The sequence below is a fragment of the Hydrogenophaga aromaticivorans genome, assembly GCF_013387465.1.
Taxonomy (GTDB): Bacteria; Pseudomonadota; Gammaproteobacteria; order Burkholderiales; family Burkholderiaceae_C; genus Hydrogenophaga; species Hydrogenophaga aromaticivorans.
On record NZ_VYGV01000007.1, the window covers coordinates 419,131 to 433,852 of the forward strand.

Here is a 14,722-nt window from a genome sequence, read left to right on the forward strand (position 1 = left end):
ACACCACCCGTATCCGACGAAATCACCTCGATGGCAATGCCCGGTTCCTGTTCGCGCAGCGACCGCATGGCTCGCAGACTCCGAGACCACACCTCCCACCGCCTGTGAGCGGCCATGGGCAGCCAGGCCCAGGGTTTCGGTAGCAGCGCCCATCGCTCGGGCGTGTTCCAGCAGGTCCATGCCGCTGGTGGTGAGCGCCCTGGCCTCGCCCACGCGCTCGAACAGGGTCACACCGCCGTTCGCGCTCGATGGCCGCCACCTGCCGGCTGAACGTCGGTTGGGTCAACCCCAGCTTGCGCGCGGCGGCCGGCAGCGGACCCGTTTCCGCTGTTTCCAGAAAAGCCCTCACAGGTTCCAGTCCATTTGGTCCATACGTATTTGCATAAGCGGTCTGCGATTTATCGCAATTCCCTGCGGTGATGCGCATGGATAGCATCCGGGCTGTTGTCGATTCCTTCTTTCAGCCCCGCACAGACCGACCTCTCATGCATTCACCAGTGATCACCGATGGCGACCAGCCCGCCGTGGCCGCGGCCTCCGCTGCCGCAGCTGGAGTTCCGGGTGGCCGACGTCGACGCAACCGTGTCCGGACCGGCCGTCGGGGACACCGCGCTGGCCTTCAGCGCAGCCGACCTGCAGGCTGGATGTCGGGCGGGTGATGCCCGCACACATCGCGGCTCCAGAGGCCCAAACCCCGGCTTCCTGGCGCAGCGTGCAGACAGCTCGCGTGCCTTTCCCATTCTTCATCCCGCTTCATTTGCAGAGGATCTTTCCATGATGCCCTGGTTGTCCTTTCCCGGCGGAGCACGTTCGTGCACCCTGACCACCGCCACCGCCACCGCCACCGCCACCGCCACCGCCCTGGGCTTGAGCGCCTGCGCCGGCGGCGAATGCGCGGGCGCATCGCAACTGGCCGGCCCGGCCAGGCTGGGCAGCGTGAGCTTCTCGCGCTCCGAGGCGAACGCGCGCGTGGCCGCTCACTGGGGGGCGTTCCGCACCGTGCCCGAGGCCAACTGCTTCATCCACTGAAACCACCGGAGTTGTTCATGAGCATTCGACAGATCACACCCCTGACCATGGCCCTGGCGCTGTTGTCCGGCTGCGCCGCCACCATCGACCAGAGCGGCCTGGAGCAGCGCACAGCGCAGGCCATCGGGCGATCCGTCGGCCAGTTCACCATCACCGATCGCAGCGAAGAGACCGGCGGGCGCATCAACTACACGGTCAACACCCGCGACAGGGTGACATACCGCTGCTACATGTACTCGGCCACCGGGTTTCAGAAGGCCATGAGCTTGGGCCAGACACCCCATTCGGACGCCATCTGCACCGCCATGGTGGGTAGCCAGGGCCGGGGCGGCCAGCCCAGGCCATCCGCCGTGCCCGCCACCGGGGGCGGTGAATGCAATGCGCTGCTGCGGGCGGCGGGGCGCTGTTGAGCGAGCCGGCGCCCCTGCCGCTGATCCTGTCCTGGGCTTAACAGGGCAGGCGTCGTGCGCTATACTTGCCGGTTGCCGTCTTTTTGGATGGCGATTCACGCCCGTTGCGGCGGCCGGATCTGAACCCCGTTCAGAGGCTGGCAGGCTGCGGCGGGACGCATGTAACCCCTAGGAATCCGACATGATCGAAAAATCCATCAAAGCCGCCGTTGTCGCCGACAACGCCCGCGCTGCCAACGACACCGGCAGTCCCGAAGTGCAGGTCGCCATCCTGACCGCACGCATCAACGAACTGACCCCCCACTTCAAGACCCACGCCAAGGACCACCACGGTCGCCGCGGCCTGCTGCGCATGGTGAGCCGCCGCCGCAAGCTGCTGGACTACCTGAAGTCCAAAGACGCCGACCGCTACATCGCCCTGATCGCGAAACTGGGTCTGCGCAAGTAATTTGGCCCACGCCATGACACGCAAAACGCCTGAGTTGGTTCGCTGGCTCGGGCGTTTTTTGCTTGTCAGTTCCTGTTTTTGATTCCGGAGCAGCGACAACAGAGCGAAGCTGTGTCATTCCAAAGGCGCTGTGTGCCCAGTCGCACGCAGGCAGCCCCTCTGGAATGGCATCGTGTTCTGGGTTGTTCCTCCGGGTTTTGTGCAGATTGTCTGCACGCCATGCCACCCCTTGATTCGCGGGTGGTCCATAGGAGAGAACCATGAGCATGTTCAACAAAGTCACAAAGACCTTCCAGTGGGGCCCGCACACGGTCACCATGGAAACCGGTGAAATCGCCCGCCAGGCCACCGGCGCCGTGCTGGTCAACATCGATGACACCGTGGTGCTCGCCACCGTGGTCGCCAAGACCGAGGCCAAGGCCGGCCAGGACTTCTTCCCCCTGACGGTGGACTACACCGAAAAGTCGTACGCCGCCGGCAAGATCCCCGGCAGCTTCTTCAAGCGCGAAGGCCGCCCCAGCGAGCTGGAAACCCTGACCTGCCGCCTGATCGACCGCCCGATCCGCCCGCTGTTCCCCGAAGGCTTCTACAACGAAGTCCAGGTGATCGTGCACGTGGTGAGCCTGAACCCCGAAGTGCAGGCCGATATCGCGGCCATGATCGCCACCTCGGCCGCCCTGTCGGTCAGCGGCATCCCGTTCAACGGCCCCATCGGCGCTGCGCGCGTGGGCTATGTGAACGGCCAGTACGTGCTCAATCCGGGTCAGACCCAGCTCAAGGACAGCCAGCTTGACCTCGTGGTCGCCGGCACCCAGGCTGCCGTGCTGATGGTGGAATCCGAAGCCCAGCAGCTGAGCGAAGAAGTCATGCTCGGCGCCGTGGTGTTCGGTCACGAGCAGGGCAACATCGCGATCGCTGCGATCAACGAGCTGGTGCGCGACGCCGGCAAGCCAGCCTGGGACTGGCAGCCGCCCGCCAAGGACGAGGCCCTGATCGCCAAGATCGACGGCCTGGCCAAAGCCAAGCTCGAGGCCGCCTACCAGATTCGCAACAAGCAGGCACGCACCCAGGCTTGCCGCAGCGCCTACGCCGACGTGATGTCGGCCCTGAAAGAAGAGGGCGTGGCTTTCGACAGCGTGGCCATCGAAGCCTTGTTGTTCGAGATCGAAGCCAAGATCGTTCGTGGCCAGATCCTGGCCGGCGAGCCCCGCATCGACGGTCGCGACACCCGCACCGTGCGCGCCATCGAAATCCGCAACAGCGTGCTGCCCCGCACCCACGGTTCGTCGCTGTTCACGCGCGGTGAAACCCAGGCGCTGGTGGTGGCCACGCTCGGTACCGACCGCGATGCCCAGCGCATCGACGCGCTGGCTGGCGAGTACGAAGACCGCTTCATGCTGCACTACAACATGCCTCCCTTTGCCACCGGCGAAGCCGGCCGTTTTGGCTCGCCCAAGCGCCGCGAAATCGGCCACGGCCGTCTGGCCAAGCGCGCGCTGATCGCCGCGCTGCCGAGCAAGGAAGACTTCCCCTACACCATGCGCCTGGTTTCGGAAATCACCGAGTCCAACGGCTCCTCGTCGATGGCTTCGGTCTGCGGCGGCTGCCTGGCGCTGATGGACGCTGGCGTGCCCATGAAGGCGCACGTGGCCGGCATCGCCATGGGTCTGATCAAGGACGGCAACCGCTTCGCCGTGCTGACCGACATCCTGGGTGACGAAGACCACCTGGGCGACATGGACTTCAAGGTCGCCGGCACCACCAACGGCATCTCTGCGCTGCAGATGGACATCAAGATCCAGGGCATCACCAAGGAAATCATGCAGGTCGCACTGGCCCAGGCCAAGGAAGCCCGCATGCACATCCTGGGCAAGATGCAGGAAGCCATGGGCGAAGCCAAGACCGAAGTCTCGAACTTCGCGCCCAAGCTGTTCACGATGAAGATCAACCCCGAGAAAATCCGTGACGTGATCGGCAAGGGCGGCGCCGTGATCCGTGCGCTGACCGAAGAGACCGGCACCCAGATCAACATCGACGAAGACGGCACCATCACCATCGCCTCGACCGACAGCGCCAAGGCCGACGAAGCCAAGCGCCGCATCGAGCAGATCACGGCCGAAGTCGAAATCGGCAAGGTCTACGAAGGCCCGGTCACCAAGATCCTGGACTTCGGCGCCCTGATCAACCTGCTGCCCGGCAAAGACGGTCTGCTGCACATCAGCCAGATCGCCCACGAGCGCGTCGAGCGCGTGACCGACTACCTGACCGAAGGCCAGATCGTCAAGGTCAAGGTCCTGGAGACCGACGAAAAGGGTCGCGTCAAGCTGTCCATGAAGGCGCTGATCGACCGCAACGCTGCGCCTGCCGAGCAAGCTCAGCAACAGCAGCAATAAGCGGCGGGGTCCGAGCCATGCAAGCGGTTGAGATCAGCGCTTTTGGCGCACCTGAGGTTCTGCGTCTGGCCCAGCGTCCGATGCCGGTCGTGGGTGCGGGCGAGGTGTTGATCCGCGTGCGTGCTTCGGGCGTGAACCGGCCCGACGTGTTGCAACGCAGCGGTGCCTACCCGCCACCGCCTGGCGCTTCCGACCTGCCCGGCCTGGAAGTGGCGGGCGTGATCGAGTCGGGTGATGCCGATGCGATGGCGGCAGCCGGCCTCGCGGTTGGCGACAGGGTGTGTGCACTGGTCGCTGGCGGCGGATACGCCGAATGCTGTGTGGCTCCCGTCGGTCAGTGCCTGCCGGTCCCGGCGGGTTTTGACGACGTTCAGGCGGCTTCGCTGCCCGAGACCTTCTTCACGGTGTGGAGCAATGTGTTTGACCGGGCGCGTTTGCAGCCGGGCGAAACCCTGTTGATCCAGGGTGGCACGAGTGGCATTGGTGTGACCGCGATCCAGCTGGCGAAAGCCCTGGGTGCGCGTGTGATCGCCACAGCCGGCAGCGACGAGAAGTGCGCCGCCTGCCTGGCGCTCGGTGCCGACCATGCCATCAACTACAAGACGCAAGACTTCTCGGCCGTGGCGCGCGAGCTCACGGACGGGAAGGGTGTTGACGTTGTTCTGGACATGGTCGCTGGCAGCTACGTGGCGCGCGAGGTCGAGTGCCTGGCCGAAGACGGCCGGCTCGTGATCATCGCGGTGCAGGGTGGTGTCAAGGCCGAGTTCAATGCCGGTCTGGTGCTGCGTCGCCGCCTGGTCATCACCGGTTCCACGCTGCGCCCGCGCCCGGTGGCTTTCAAGGCGGCGATTGCCGCCTCGCTGCGCGAAAAGGTGTGGCCGTTGCTGGAACAAGGTCGGGTCAAGCCCGTCATCCACAGCGTGTTCGAAGCCTCGAACGCTGCGCAGGCGCACGTCCTGATGGAAACCAACCAGCACATCGGAAAAATTGTCCTCACCTGGGCATGAGTCCCACGGAGACCAAGATGAAAAAACTGATCGCAGGCAACTGGAAAATGAACGGCTCGCTGGCCGCCAACGAAGCGCTGGTCAAGGCCATGCTCGAAGGCCTGCAGGGCGCCGAACCCGCAGCGGACATGGCGTTGTGCGCACCCGCCCCGTACCTGGCTCAATTGCAGTCACTTTTGCAGGGCAGTCCCATTGCCTGGGGTGCGCAGGACGTGTCGGCGCACGAGCAGGGCGCCTACACCGGCGAAGTGAGCGTGGCCATGCTGAAGGAATTCGGTTGCCGCTACGCCATCGTCGGTCACTCGGAGCGCCGCCAGTACCACGGTGAGACGGACGAGGTGGTTGCGGCCAAGGCGCAGCGCGCATTGGCCGCCGGCGTCACCCCCATCGTGTGCGTCGGCGAAACCCTGGCGCAACGCGAGGCCGGTGAGACCGAAGCCGTGGTCAAGCGCCAGCTCGCGGCGGCGATTCACACGGTGGGGCACTGCATCACCGAGATCGTTGTTGCTTATGAACCCGTCTGGGCCATTGGCACCGGCAAGACCGCAACGCCCGAGATGGCGCAAGCGGTGCATGCGGTGCTGCGTGCCCAGCTTGCAGCAGCTACCACCCACCCCAAGCGGGTGCACATCCTCTACGGCGGCAGCATGAACGCGGCCAACGCCGCCAGTCTGCTGGCGCAACCCGATATCGACGGCGGCCTGATCGGCGGTGCATCGCTCAAGGCGGCCGACTTCCTTCAAATCGTGGCATCGGCTCGCTGAGCGTCGCCCACGATCCTTTCCCTTTCGGAGAAAAACATGAACGTTTTGTTGACCATTCTTCAGGCGGTGCAGATCCTGGCTGCCATCGGCATGATCGGCCTGATCCTGATGCAGCACGGCAAGGGTGCCGATGCGGGCGCTGCCTTCGGTGGTGGCGCTGGCTCGGCCAGTCTGTTTGGTGCGTCGGGTGGTGCGAACTTCCTGTCGCGCACAACGGCTGTGCTGGCCGGGGTGTTCCTGGTCTGCACGCTGGGTCTGGCGTATTTTGGCAACCTGCGCACCGCGGCGCCTTCGGGCAGTGTGCTCGAGAGCGCCGTTCCCGCGCAGCAGCCCGCTGCACAGCAGATTCCCGCGGGCACCGAAGCGCCCGCAGCGGCTGCGCCCGCCGCAGTCCCGGCGACTGGTGCTGCACAGATCCCTGGAAAATAACCGGGGGGAGTACAACAGGCCGGGAAGCCGCACCGCGCCTGTGTTTTTGCGCTGCAGCAATCCAACCCTTTCCTTTTGAAAATCCGATACACCCTCCGAAAAACAGGGGGGTTTCAGGGTAAACTCTATGGGTTGTCAGCAAGGCTCACACGGTCCCTCGTGAGCCAGACAATGCAGACCCAGCCGACGTGGTGAAATTGGTAGACACGCTATCTTGAGGGGGTAGTGGCGAAAGCTGTGCGAGTTCGAGTCTCGCCGTCGGCACCAATCTTTGGACAACATGGCCCGTGAGCCATGTCAGCGGAACTTACCCAAGATGAGTCTCGAACAATACCTTCCCGTGCTCTTGTTCATTTTGGTGGGTATTGCCGTCGGGATCATCCCGCAGGTTCTGGGCTACATCCTCGGCCCCAACCGTCCAGACGCAGAGAAAAATTCGCCTTACGAATGCGGCTTCGAAGCTTTCGAAGATGCCCGCATGAAGTTCGATGTGCGCTACTACCTGGTGGCCATCCTCTTCATTCTGTTTGATCTCGAAATCGCGTTTCTCATCCCCTGGGCTGTGGCCCTCACCGACATTGGTTCCACTGGGTTCTGGGTCGGCGTCATCTTCCTGGTGGATCTGCTCGTGGGCTTTGTCTACGCGTGGAAAAAAGGCGCGCTGGACTGGGAATGACACACATCCCTCGCACCACTGACAAGACACCGACGCACCGGAGCGCAAGATGATCGAAGGCGTTTTCAAAGAAGGTTTCGTGACCACGAGCTACGACTCGGTGGTGAACTGGGCCAAGACGGGATCGCTATGGCCCATGACCTTTGGTCTGGCTTGTTGCGCCGTTGAAATGATGCACGCGGCCACTGCGCGCTACGACCTGGGCCGTTTTGGCGCCGAGGTGTTCCGCGCCAGTCCGCGCCAGTCCGATCTGATGATCGTGGCCGGCACGCTCTGCAACAAGATGGCGCCCGCACTGCGCAAGGTCTACGACCAGATGGCTGAGCCGCGTTGGGTGCTGTCCATGGGCTCCTGTGCCAATGGCGGCGGTTATTACCACTACAGCTATTCGGTGGTGCGTGGTTGTGATCGCATCGTGCCGGTTGACGTGTACGTGCCCGGCTGCCCGCCGACTGCCGAGGCCTTGCTGTACGGGATCATCCAGTTGCAGCAGAAGATCCGTCGCACCAACACCATCGCGCGCGCCTGAGCGCCGCACCGGCCCACAGGCTTCTGTCAGAAAGACGGTCCATGAGCGAAACCGCCAACCTTTACGCCTCCAATCCCCAAGCGCTGAAAAACACCCTTGCTGCCTTGCTGGGTGAGCGCGTGATATCCCTTGATGTTGAGCGTGAAGAGCTCACTCTGGTGGTGGCTGCGCCCGACTATCTCGCGGTGATGCAGACCTTGCGGGACGCGCCCGAAGCGCGATTTGAGCAAATGATCGATCTGTGTGGCATGGACTACCAGACCTACGGCGACGGTCGTTGGGAGGGTCCGCGTTTTGCTGCGGTGGTGCACCTGCTGTCGGTCAGCCTGAACCAGCGGGTGCGGGTGCGGGTGTTCTGCCCGGAAGACGACTTCCCGGTCATCGATTCCGTGAGCACGCTCTGGGCGTCGGCGAACTGGTACGAACGCGAGGCATTTGACCTTTACGGCATCGTGTTCGAAGGCCACAACGACCTGCGCCGCATCCTGACCGACTACGGTTTCATCGGGCACCCGTTTCGCAAGGACTTCCCGCTCTCGGGGCACGTGGAGATGCGTTACGACGCCGAGCGCGCGCGGGTGGTCTACGAGCCGGTCACCATTGAACCGCGTGAAGTCACACCGCGCGTGATTCGCGAAGACAACTACGGAGGCCTGCACTGAAATGGCCGAAATCAAGAACTACACCCTGAACCTCGGGCCGCAGCACCCGGCCGCACACGGCGTGTTGCGCCTCGTGCTGGAGCTCGACGGCGAAGTCGTGCAGCGCGCCGATCCACACATCGGCCTGCTGCACCGCGCCACCGAAAAGCTGGCCGAGCACAAGACCTATATCCAGTCGCTCCCCTACATGGACCGGCTGGACTACGTGTCGATGATGTGCAACGAGCACGCCTACTGCCTGGCCATCGAGAAGCTGCTGGGTATCGAGGTTCCGATCCGTGCGCAGTACATCCGCGTGATGTTCAGCGAGATCACCCGCCTGCTCAACCACCTGATGTGGCTCGGCTCGCACGGCAACGATTGCGGCAGCTCAACCATCCTGATCTACGCGTTCCGCGAGCGCGAAGACCTGTTCGACATGTACGAAGCGGTCTCGGGTGCGCGCATGCACGCCGCCTACTTCCGCCCGGGGGGTGTCTACCGCGACCTGCCAGACACCATGCCGCAGTACCGGCACAGCAAGATCCGCAACGCCAAGGCGATGGCCGAGCTCAACACGAACCGCCAGGGTTCCTTGCTCGACTTCATCGACGACTTCACCCAGCGTTTCCCGACCTACCTGGCCGAATACCACACGCTGCTGACCGACAACCGCATCTGGAAACAGCGCACGGTCGGCATCGGTGTGGTGACACCCGAGCGTGCGCTCAACCTCGGCATGACCGGCCCCATGTTGCGCGGTTCGGGCATCGCCTGGGACCTGCGCAAGAAGCAGCCGTACGACGTGTACGACCGCATGGACTTCGACATCCCGGTCGGCAAGACCGGCGATACCTACGACCGCTACCTCGTCCGCATGGAAGAGATGAAGCAGTCCAACCGCATCATCAAGCAGTGCGTGGACTGGCTGCGCGTCAACCCCGGCCCAGTCATCACCGACAACCACAAGGTGGCGCCGCCTTCTCGCGAAGCGATGAAGTCGAGCATGGAAGAGCTGATCCACCACTTCAAGCTTTTCACCGAAGGTTTCCACGTTCCCGAAGGTGAGGCCTATGCGGCTGTCGAGCACCCCAAGGGCGAGTTCGGTATCTACCTCGTGAGCGACGGCGCCAACAAGCCCTATCGTCTGAAAATCCGCGCGCCCGGCTTCGCCCACCTGTCCACCCTGGACGAAATGGCGAGTGGCCACATGCTGGCCGACGCCGTCGCCATCATCGGCACCATGGACATCGTTTTTGGAGAGATTGACCGATGATCTCTGAGCACAAGACCCCCGGCGGCGCCGTCCAGGCGATGAAGCTGTCCGAAGCCACGCTGGCGCGTTTCGCCCGCGAAGTGGCCAAGTTCCCGCCCGAGCAGGCGCAGTCGGCCGTGATGGCCTGTCTGTCCATCGTGCAGCAAGAGCAGGGTTATGTCGCCCTCGAAGCCGAGAAGGCGATTGCCGACTACCTCGGCATGCCGGTCATGGCCGTGCACGAGGTCACGACCTTCTACAACATGTACAACCAGCAGCCGGTGGGCAAGTTCAAGCTCAACGTCTGCACCAACCTGCCGTGCCTGTTGCGCGATGGCGGCAAGGCGCTGGCGCATCTGGAACACAAGCTCGGCGTGCAGATGGGTGGAACGACGGCCGATGGCCTCTTCACCCTGCAGCAGAGCGAGTGTCTGGGCGCGTGTGCCGATTCACCGGTGATGCTGGTCAATGACCGCCACATGTGCAGCTTCATGAGCAATGAGAAGCTCGATCAGCTGGTCGACGGCCTGAAGGCCGCAGAGGGCAAAGCATGAACGCAGAACAGGTGATTTCCCAGTTCAGCGCCACCGGCGTGCAGACCTGCTTCCATGGTCGTCACATCGAACCGCAGATCTACAAGGACCTGAACGGCAGCAACTGGTCGCTCAAGGACTACGAAGCGCGCGGTGGCTACCAGGCCCTGCGCAAGATCCTGGGTCAGGATGGTTCGGCACCGAATCCCGAAACCGGCTTGGCCGGCATGTCGCAGGACCAGGTGATCGCGACCGTCAAGGAATCCGCGCTGCGCGGGCGTGGCGGCGCGGGCTTCCCGAGTGGCTTGAAGTGGAGCTTCATGCCGCGCCAGTTCCCGGGTCAGAAATACCTGGTGTGCAACTCGGACGAAGGTGAGCCGGGCACCTGCAAGGACCGCGACATCCTGATGTTCAACCCGCACATCGTCATCGAAGGCATGGCGATCGCGGCGTATGCCATGGGCATCAACGTCGGCTACAACTACATCCACGGCGAGATTTTCGAGGTCTACGAGCGCTTCGAAGCTGCCCTGGAAGAGGCGCGTGCCGCGGGGTACCTCGGCAACGGCATCATGGGCAGCAGCTTCAGCTTCCAGCTGCACGCTTTCCACGGCTTCGGTGCCTACATTTGCGGCGAAGAAACCGCACTGCTCGAATCGCTGGAAGGCAAGAAGGGCCAGCCTCGATTCAAGCCACCGTTCCCGGCCAGCTTCGGCCTGTACGGCAAGCCGACCACGATCAACAACACCGAGACCTTCGCAGCGGTGCCCTGGATCATCCGCAACGGTGGTTCGGCCTACCTCGAATGCGGAAAGCCCAACAACGGCGGCACCAAGATCTTCTCGGTCAGTGGCGACGTCAACCTGCCGGGCAATTACGAAGTGCCGATGGGCACGCCGTTCGCCAAGCTGCTGGAGCTCGCCGGCGGTGTGCGCACGGGCCGTCAGCTCAAGGCCGTGATCCCTGGCGGATCGTCGTCCCCCGTGTTGCCCGCGTCCATCATCATGGACTGCACCATGGACTACGACTCCATCGCCAAGGCCGGCTCGATGCTGGGTTCGGGTGCCGTGATCGTGATGGACGATTCGCGCTGCATGGTCGAGTCGCTCAAGCGCCTGTCGTACTTCTACATGCACGAGTCCTGCGGGCAGTGCACGCCCTGTCGCGAAGGCACGGGCTGGCTCTGGCGTCTGGTGGACAAGATTCAGCGCGGCGAAGCCAAGGCTTCCGACATGGCGCTGCTGGACAACGTGGCTGAAAACATCATGGGCCGCACCATCTGCGCCCTGGGCGATGCGGCGGCGATGCCGGTGCGCGCCATGCTCAAGCATTTCCGGCCCGAGTTCGCGGCCATGATCAAGGCCGACGCCACCGCCTGAAACGAGACGAGAAACTATGGTTGAAATCGAACTCGACGGCCAGAAGGTCGAAGTGCCACCGGGCAGCATGATCATGCATGCGGCCGAAAAGGCGGGCACCTACATTCCCCATTTCTGTTATCACAAGAAGCTGTCCATCGCGGCGAGTTGCCGCATGTGCCTGGTGGAAGTGGAAAAGGCCCCCAAGCCCATGCCCGCCTGCGCCACGCCGGTGACCATGGGCATGATCGTGCGCACCAAGTCCGACAAGGCCATCAAGGCCCAGCAGTCGGTGATGGAGTTCCTGCTCATCAACCACCCGCTGGATTGCCCCATTTGTGACCAGGGCGGTGAATGCCAGTTGCAGGATCTGGCCGTGGGCTACGGCGGCGGTGCCTCGCGCTACGAAGAAGAGAAGCGCGTGGTGTTCCACAAGGACGTCGGTCCGCTGATTTCCATGGAGGAAATGAGCCGTTGCATCCACTGCACCCGCTGCGTGCGCTTTGGCCAGGAAGTGGCCGGCGTGATGGAGCTGGGCATGTCGCACCGCGGTGAACACGCCGAAATCGAAACCTTTGTCGGGCAGTCGGTGGATTCCGAGCTGTCGGGCAACATGATCGACATCTGCCCGGTCGGCGCGCTCACGAGCAAGCCGTTCCGTTACAGCGCCCGCACCTGGGAACTCTCGCGTCGCAAGAGCGTGAGCCCGCACGACTCCACCGGTGCCAACCTGATCGTTCAGGTGAAGAACCACAGGGTCATGCGCGTGGTGCCGCTGGAAAACGATGCCGTCAACGAGTGCTGGATTGCCGACCGCGACCGCTTCAGCTACGAAGCCGTCAACAGCGAAGACCGCCTCACCGCGCCCATGCTCAAGCAGGGCGGCGAGTGGAAAACGGTCGACTGGCAGACCGCGCTGGAATACGTGGCCAATGGCCTGAAGCAGGTCAAGGCGGACCACGGCGCTGGCGCCATCGGTGTGCTGGCCAGCCCGCACAGCACAGTGGAAGAGCTGGCCCTGGCCGGTGCGCTGGTGCGCGGCCTCGGCAGCGAGAACATTGATACGCGTCTGCGCCATGCCGACTTCTTCAACGCGGCATCGCCCAACGCGGCCCGCTGGCTGGGCATGCCGATCGCAGCCCTGTCGGGTCTGCAGCGCGTGCTGGTGGTCGGATCGAATCTGCGCAAGGACCATCCGCTGTTTGCCCAGCGCATCCGCCAGGCGGCTCGCAAGGGCGGTCAGGTGAGCGCGCTCAACGCCCAGTCGCAGGACTGGGCCATGCCGGTGAAGAACACCGTGCTGGCCGACAGTGCGAACTGGGTGTCGGCCCTCGCCGGCATCGCCAACGCCGTGGGCGCCGAAACGGGCGTGCTGGCACCGGTGGCCGCCGAGGTGAACGATGCGGCTCGCGCCATCGCCAAGTCGCTGCTCGGTGGTGAACACAAGGCCATCCTGCTGGGCAACGCGGCCGCGCACCATGTCCAGGCCTCCAGCCTGCTGTCGCTGGCCAACTGGATCGCCCAGCAGACCGGCGCTGTGGTGGGTTACCTCAGCGAAGCCGCGAACACCGTGGGCGCCCAGCTGGTGAACGCCCTGCCGGGGCAGGGCGGCTTGAACGCCGGTCAGATGCTCGGTGGCGGGCTCAAGGCGGCGCTGCTGCTGAACAACGAGCCGGCCTTTGACAGTGCGGTGGGGACTCAGGGTCTGGCCAACGCCGGCATGGTGGTCACGCTCAGCCCGTTCAAGGCCAACCTGGACATCAGCGACGTGCTGCTGCCCATCGCCCCGTTCACCGAGACCTCCGGATCTTTTGTCAACGCCGAAGGCCGGCTGCAGAGTTTCCACGCCGTGGTGCGCCCACTGGGCGATACCCGTCCGGCCTGGAAGGTGTTGCGCGTGCTGGGCAACCTGCTCGGCCTGCCTGGTTTTGATGCCGACTCGTCGCAGGCCGTGCTTGCCGCCGCTTTGCCGGGCCTGACGGCTGGCAGCGTGGTGGAGGCTTCGCGCCTGTCCAACGCCGGAGCGGCTTTCATCGACATGAATCCTGCCGCCAGCCAGCCCTGCGTGGCGTCCATCTACCAACTGGATTCGCTGGTGCGGCGCGCCAGCTCGCTGCAGCTCACGGCCGATGCCCGCGCAGCAGAAGGAGCACACGCATGATCGACGCGATGTACAACGGTGGCTTGGGCCTGATCGCGGCTCCCTGGTGGACCACGGCCGCTTGGCCGGTGATCTGGGGCATGGTCAAGATCGTGGCCGTGCTGGCGCCCCTGATGGGCGCGGTGGCCTACCTCACGCTGTGGGAGCGCAAGCTGCTGGGCTTCATGCAGGTGCGCCTGGGTCCGAACCGTGTGGGTCCGTTTGGCTTGTTGCAGCCGATTGCCGATGCCATCAAGCTGCTGACCAAAGAAATCATCAGCCCCAGCGCCGCGGCGCCGGGCCTGTTCCGCCTGGGCCCCATCATGGCCATCATGCCGGCCCTGGCCGCGTGGGTGGTCGTTCCTTTCGGCCCTGAGGCCGTGATCGCCAACGTGAACGCGGGCCTGCTGGTGATCCTGGCGATCACCTCGATCGAGGTCTATGGCGTGATCATCGCGGGCTGGGCCTCCAACTCGAAGTACGCCTTCCTGGGTGCGCTGCGTGCCTCGGCCCAGATGGTGAGCTACGAGATCGCCATCGGCTTCTGTTTCCTGGTGGTCGTCATGACCGCTGGCAGCCTGCACCTGGGTGAAATCGTGGCTTCGCAGGCGCGTGGCATGGGCGCGGACATGGGTCTGAGCTTCCTGTCCTGGAACTGGCTGCCCCTGTTCCCCATTTTCATGGTCTACCTGATTTCCGGCGTGGCCGAAACCAACCGCCACCCGTTTGACGTGGTGGAAGGCGAGGCCGAGATCGTGGCCGGTCACATGGTCGAGTACTCGGGCATGGGCTTCGCGATCTTCTTCCTGGCTGAATACGCCAGCATGTGGCTGGTGTCTATCCTGGCGGTCCTGATGTTCCTGGGCGGCTGGTTGCCCCCGATCGACAGCGCGCTCTTCAACTGGATTCCCGGCTGGATCTGGCTGGGCATCAAGACCTTTGTCGTGGTGTCCATGTTCATCTGGATTCGCGCCACCTTCCCGCGCTTCCGCTACGACCAGATCATGCGTCTGGGCTGGAAGATTTTCATTCCTGTGACATTGGTCTGGCTGCTGCTCGTCGGCGGTCTGATGCAGACCTCGTGGAACATCTGGAAATAAGCAGGGCGAA

General features: G+C 63.9%; 16 protein-coding genes and 1 tRNA gene. 16 read left to right on the plus strand and 1 reads right to left on the minus strand.

The window, feature by feature from the left end:
- Window positions 1-22: 22 nt before the first annotated feature.
- Window positions 23-436: a helix-turn-helix domain-containing protein gene (locus F3K02_RS27975; protein ID WP_425485583.1), complete on the minus strand. Its 414-nt coding sequence runs from the start codon at window positions 434-436 to the stop codon at window positions 23-25.
- A 338-nt stretch (window positions 437-774) separates the two neighbouring features.
- Here F3K02_RS27975 and F3K02_RS11800 point away from each other — a divergent pair, with 338 nt between their 5' ends.
- The 16 genes from F3K02_RS11800 (at window position 775) to nuoH (ending at window position 14,712) form a co-directional block, all read left to right on the plus strand.
- Window positions 775-1,029: a hypothetical protein gene (locus F3K02_RS11800; RefSeq protein WP_177135794.1), complete on the plus strand. Its 255-nt coding sequence runs from the start codon at window positions 775-777 to the stop codon at window positions 1,027-1,029.
- Between the two features lie 17 nt (window positions 1,030-1,046).
- Entirely contained in the window at window positions 1,047-1,439 is a 393-nt protein-coding gene (locus tag F3K02_RS11805) for a hypothetical protein (RefSeq protein ID WP_177135795.1), read from the plus strand.
- A 181-nt stretch (window positions 1,440-1,620) separates the two neighbouring features.
- A complete protein-coding gene (rpsO, locus tag F3K02_RS11810) occupies window positions 1,621-1,887 on the plus strand; it encodes a 30S ribosomal protein S15 (protein ID WP_177135796.1) in 267 nt (88 codons plus the stop codon).
- 260 nt (window positions 1,888-2,147) lie between these two features.
- Window positions 2,148-4,280, plus strand: coding sequence for a polyribonucleotide nucleotidyltransferase (pnp, locus tag F3K02_RS11815; protein ID WP_177135797.1), 2,133 nt, complete (start codon window positions 2,148-2,150; stop codon window positions 4,278-4,280).
- Between the two features lie 17 nt (window positions 4,281-4,297).
- A complete protein-coding gene (locus tag F3K02_RS11820; protein WP_177135798.1) occupies window positions 4,298-5,287 on the plus strand; it encodes an NAD(P)H-quinone oxidoreductase in 990 nt (329 codons plus the stop codon).
- Between the two features lie 17 nt (window positions 5,288-5,304).
- Window positions 5,305-6,051: a triose-phosphate isomerase gene (tpiA, locus tag F3K02_RS11825; RefSeq protein ID WP_246309382.1), complete on the plus strand. Its 747-nt coding sequence runs from the start codon at window positions 5,305-5,307 to the stop codon at window positions 6,049-6,051.
- 36 nt (window positions 6,052-6,087) lie between these two features.
- Entirely contained in the window at window positions 6,088-6,480 is a 393-nt protein-coding gene (secG, locus tag F3K02_RS11830; protein ID WP_177135800.1) for a preprotein translocase subunit SecG, read from the plus strand.
- Between the two features lie 182 nt (window positions 6,481-6,662).
- Window positions 6,663-6,747 (plus strand) — tRNA-Leu (locus F3K02_RS11835).
- Between the two features lie 49 nt (window positions 6,748-6,796).
- Window positions 6,797-7,156 carry an NADH-quinone oxidoreductase subunit A gene (locus tag F3K02_RS11840; protein WP_177135801.1) on the plus strand — a complete coding sequence of 120 codons (360 nt, stop codon included), beginning with the start codon at window positions 6,797-6,799 and terminating at the stop codon, window positions 7,154-7,156.
- A gap of 49 nt (window positions 7,157-7,205) precedes the next feature.
- The gene (locus F3K02_RS11845; protein ID WP_068175390.1) at window positions 7,206-7,685 is read left to right on the plus strand and encodes a NuoB/complex I 20 kDa subunit family protein; all 480 of its coding nucleotides are present in this window, start codon (window positions 7,206-7,208) and stop codon (window positions 7,683-7,685) included.
- A 41-nt stretch (window positions 7,686-7,726) separates the two neighbouring features.
- Window positions 7,727-8,347: an NADH-quinone oxidoreductase subunit C gene (locus F3K02_RS11850; RefSeq protein WP_177135802.1), complete on the plus strand. Its 621-nt coding sequence runs from the start codon at window positions 7,727-7,729 to the stop codon at window positions 8,345-8,347.
- Window position 8,348: 1 nt separating this feature from the next.
- Window positions 8,349-9,602, plus strand: coding sequence for an NADH-quinone oxidoreductase subunit D (locus F3K02_RS11855; protein WP_177135803.1), 1,254 nt, complete (start codon window positions 8,349-8,351; stop codon window positions 9,600-9,602).
- Window positions 9,599-10,135: an NADH-quinone oxidoreductase subunit NuoE family protein gene (locus F3K02_RS11860; protein ID WP_246309384.1), complete on the plus strand. Its 537-nt coding sequence runs from the start codon at window positions 9,599-9,601 to the stop codon at window positions 10,133-10,135. Before F3K02_RS11855 ends, F3K02_RS11860 begins: the two co-directional genes overlap by 4 nt.
- Window positions 10,132-11,493, plus strand: coding sequence for an NADH-quinone oxidoreductase subunit NuoF (gene nuoF / locus F3K02_RS11865; RefSeq protein ID WP_177135804.1), 1,362 nt, complete (start codon window positions 10,132-10,134; stop codon window positions 11,491-11,493). The genes F3K02_RS11860 and nuoF overlap by 4 nt, the downstream gene beginning before the upstream one ends.
- A 16-nt stretch (window positions 11,494-11,509) precedes the next feature.
- On the plus strand, window positions 11,510-13,633 hold the full coding sequence (gene nuoG, locus F3K02_RS11870; RefSeq protein WP_177135805.1) for an NADH-quinone oxidoreductase subunit NuoG: 2,124 nt from the start codon (window positions 11,510-11,512) through the stop codon (window positions 13,631-13,633).
- Window positions 13,630-14,712, plus strand: coding sequence for an NADH-quinone oxidoreductase subunit NuoH (gene nuoH, locus F3K02_RS11875; protein ID WP_177135806.1), 1,083 nt, complete (start codon window positions 13,630-13,632; stop codon window positions 14,710-14,712). Before nuoG ends, nuoH begins: the two co-directional genes overlap by 4 nt.
- Window positions 14,713-14,722 lie beyond the last annotated feature (10 nt).

Coding starts and splice junctions, on each gene's coding strand:
- nuoF (WP_177135804.1), top strand. CDS start 10,132: ATGAACGCAGAACAGGTGATTTCCCAGTTCAGCGCCACCGGCGTGCAG.
- F3K02_RS11820 (WP_177135798.1), top strand. CDS start 4,298: ATGCAAGCGGTTGAGATCAGCGCTTTTGGCGCACCTGAGGTTCTGCGT.
- F3K02_RS11800 (WP_177135794.1), top strand. CDS start 775: ATGATGCCCTGGTTGTCCTTTCCCGGCGGAGCACGTTCGTGCACCCTG.
- F3K02_RS11860 (WP_246309384.1), top strand. CDS start 9,599: ATGATCTCTGAGCACAAGACCCCCGGCGGCGCCGTCCAGGCGATGAAG.
- F3K02_RS11840 (WP_177135801.1), top strand. CDS start 6,797: ATGAGTCTCGAACAATACCTTCCCGTGCTCTTGTTCATTTTGGTGGGT.
- nuoH (WP_177135806.1), top strand. CDS start 13,630: ATGATCGACGCGATGTACAACGGTGGCTTGGGCCTGATCGCGGCTCCC.
- pnp (WP_177135797.1), top strand. CDS start 2,148: ATGAGCATGTTCAACAAAGTCACAAAGACCTTCCAGTGGGGCCCGCAC.
- rpsO (WP_177135796.1), top strand. CDS start 1,621: ATGATCGAAAAATCCATCAAAGCCGCCGTTGTCGCCGACAACGCCCGC.
- F3K02_RS11805 (WP_177135795.1), top strand. CDS start 1,047: ATGAGCATTCGACAGATCACACCCCTGACCATGGCCCTGGCGCTGTTG.
- F3K02_RS11845 (WP_068175390.1), top strand. CDS start 7,206: ATGATCGAAGGCGTTTTCAAAGAAGGTTTCGTGACCACGAGCTACGAC.
- secG (WP_177135800.1), top strand. CDS start 6,088: ATGAACGTTTTGTTGACCATTCTTCAGGCGGTGCAGATCCTGGCTGCC.
- F3K02_RS11850 (WP_177135802.1), top strand. CDS start 7,727: ATGAGCGAAACCGCCAACCTTTACGCCTCCAATCCCCAAGCGCTGAAA.
- tpiA (WP_246309382.1), top strand. CDS start 5,305: ATGAAAAAACTGATCGCAGGCAACTGGAAAATGAACGGCTCGCTGGCC.
- nuoG (WP_177135805.1), top strand. CDS start 11,510: ATGGTTGAAATCGAACTCGACGGCCAGAAGGTCGAAGTGCCACCGGGC.
- F3K02_RS11855 (WP_177135803.1), top strand. CDS start 8,349: ATGGCCGAAATCAAGAACTACACCCTGAACCTCGGGCCGCAGCACCCG.
- F3K02_RS27975 (WP_425485583.1), bottom strand. CDS start 436: ATGCTATCCATGCGCATCACCGCAGGGAATTGCGATAAATCGCAGACC.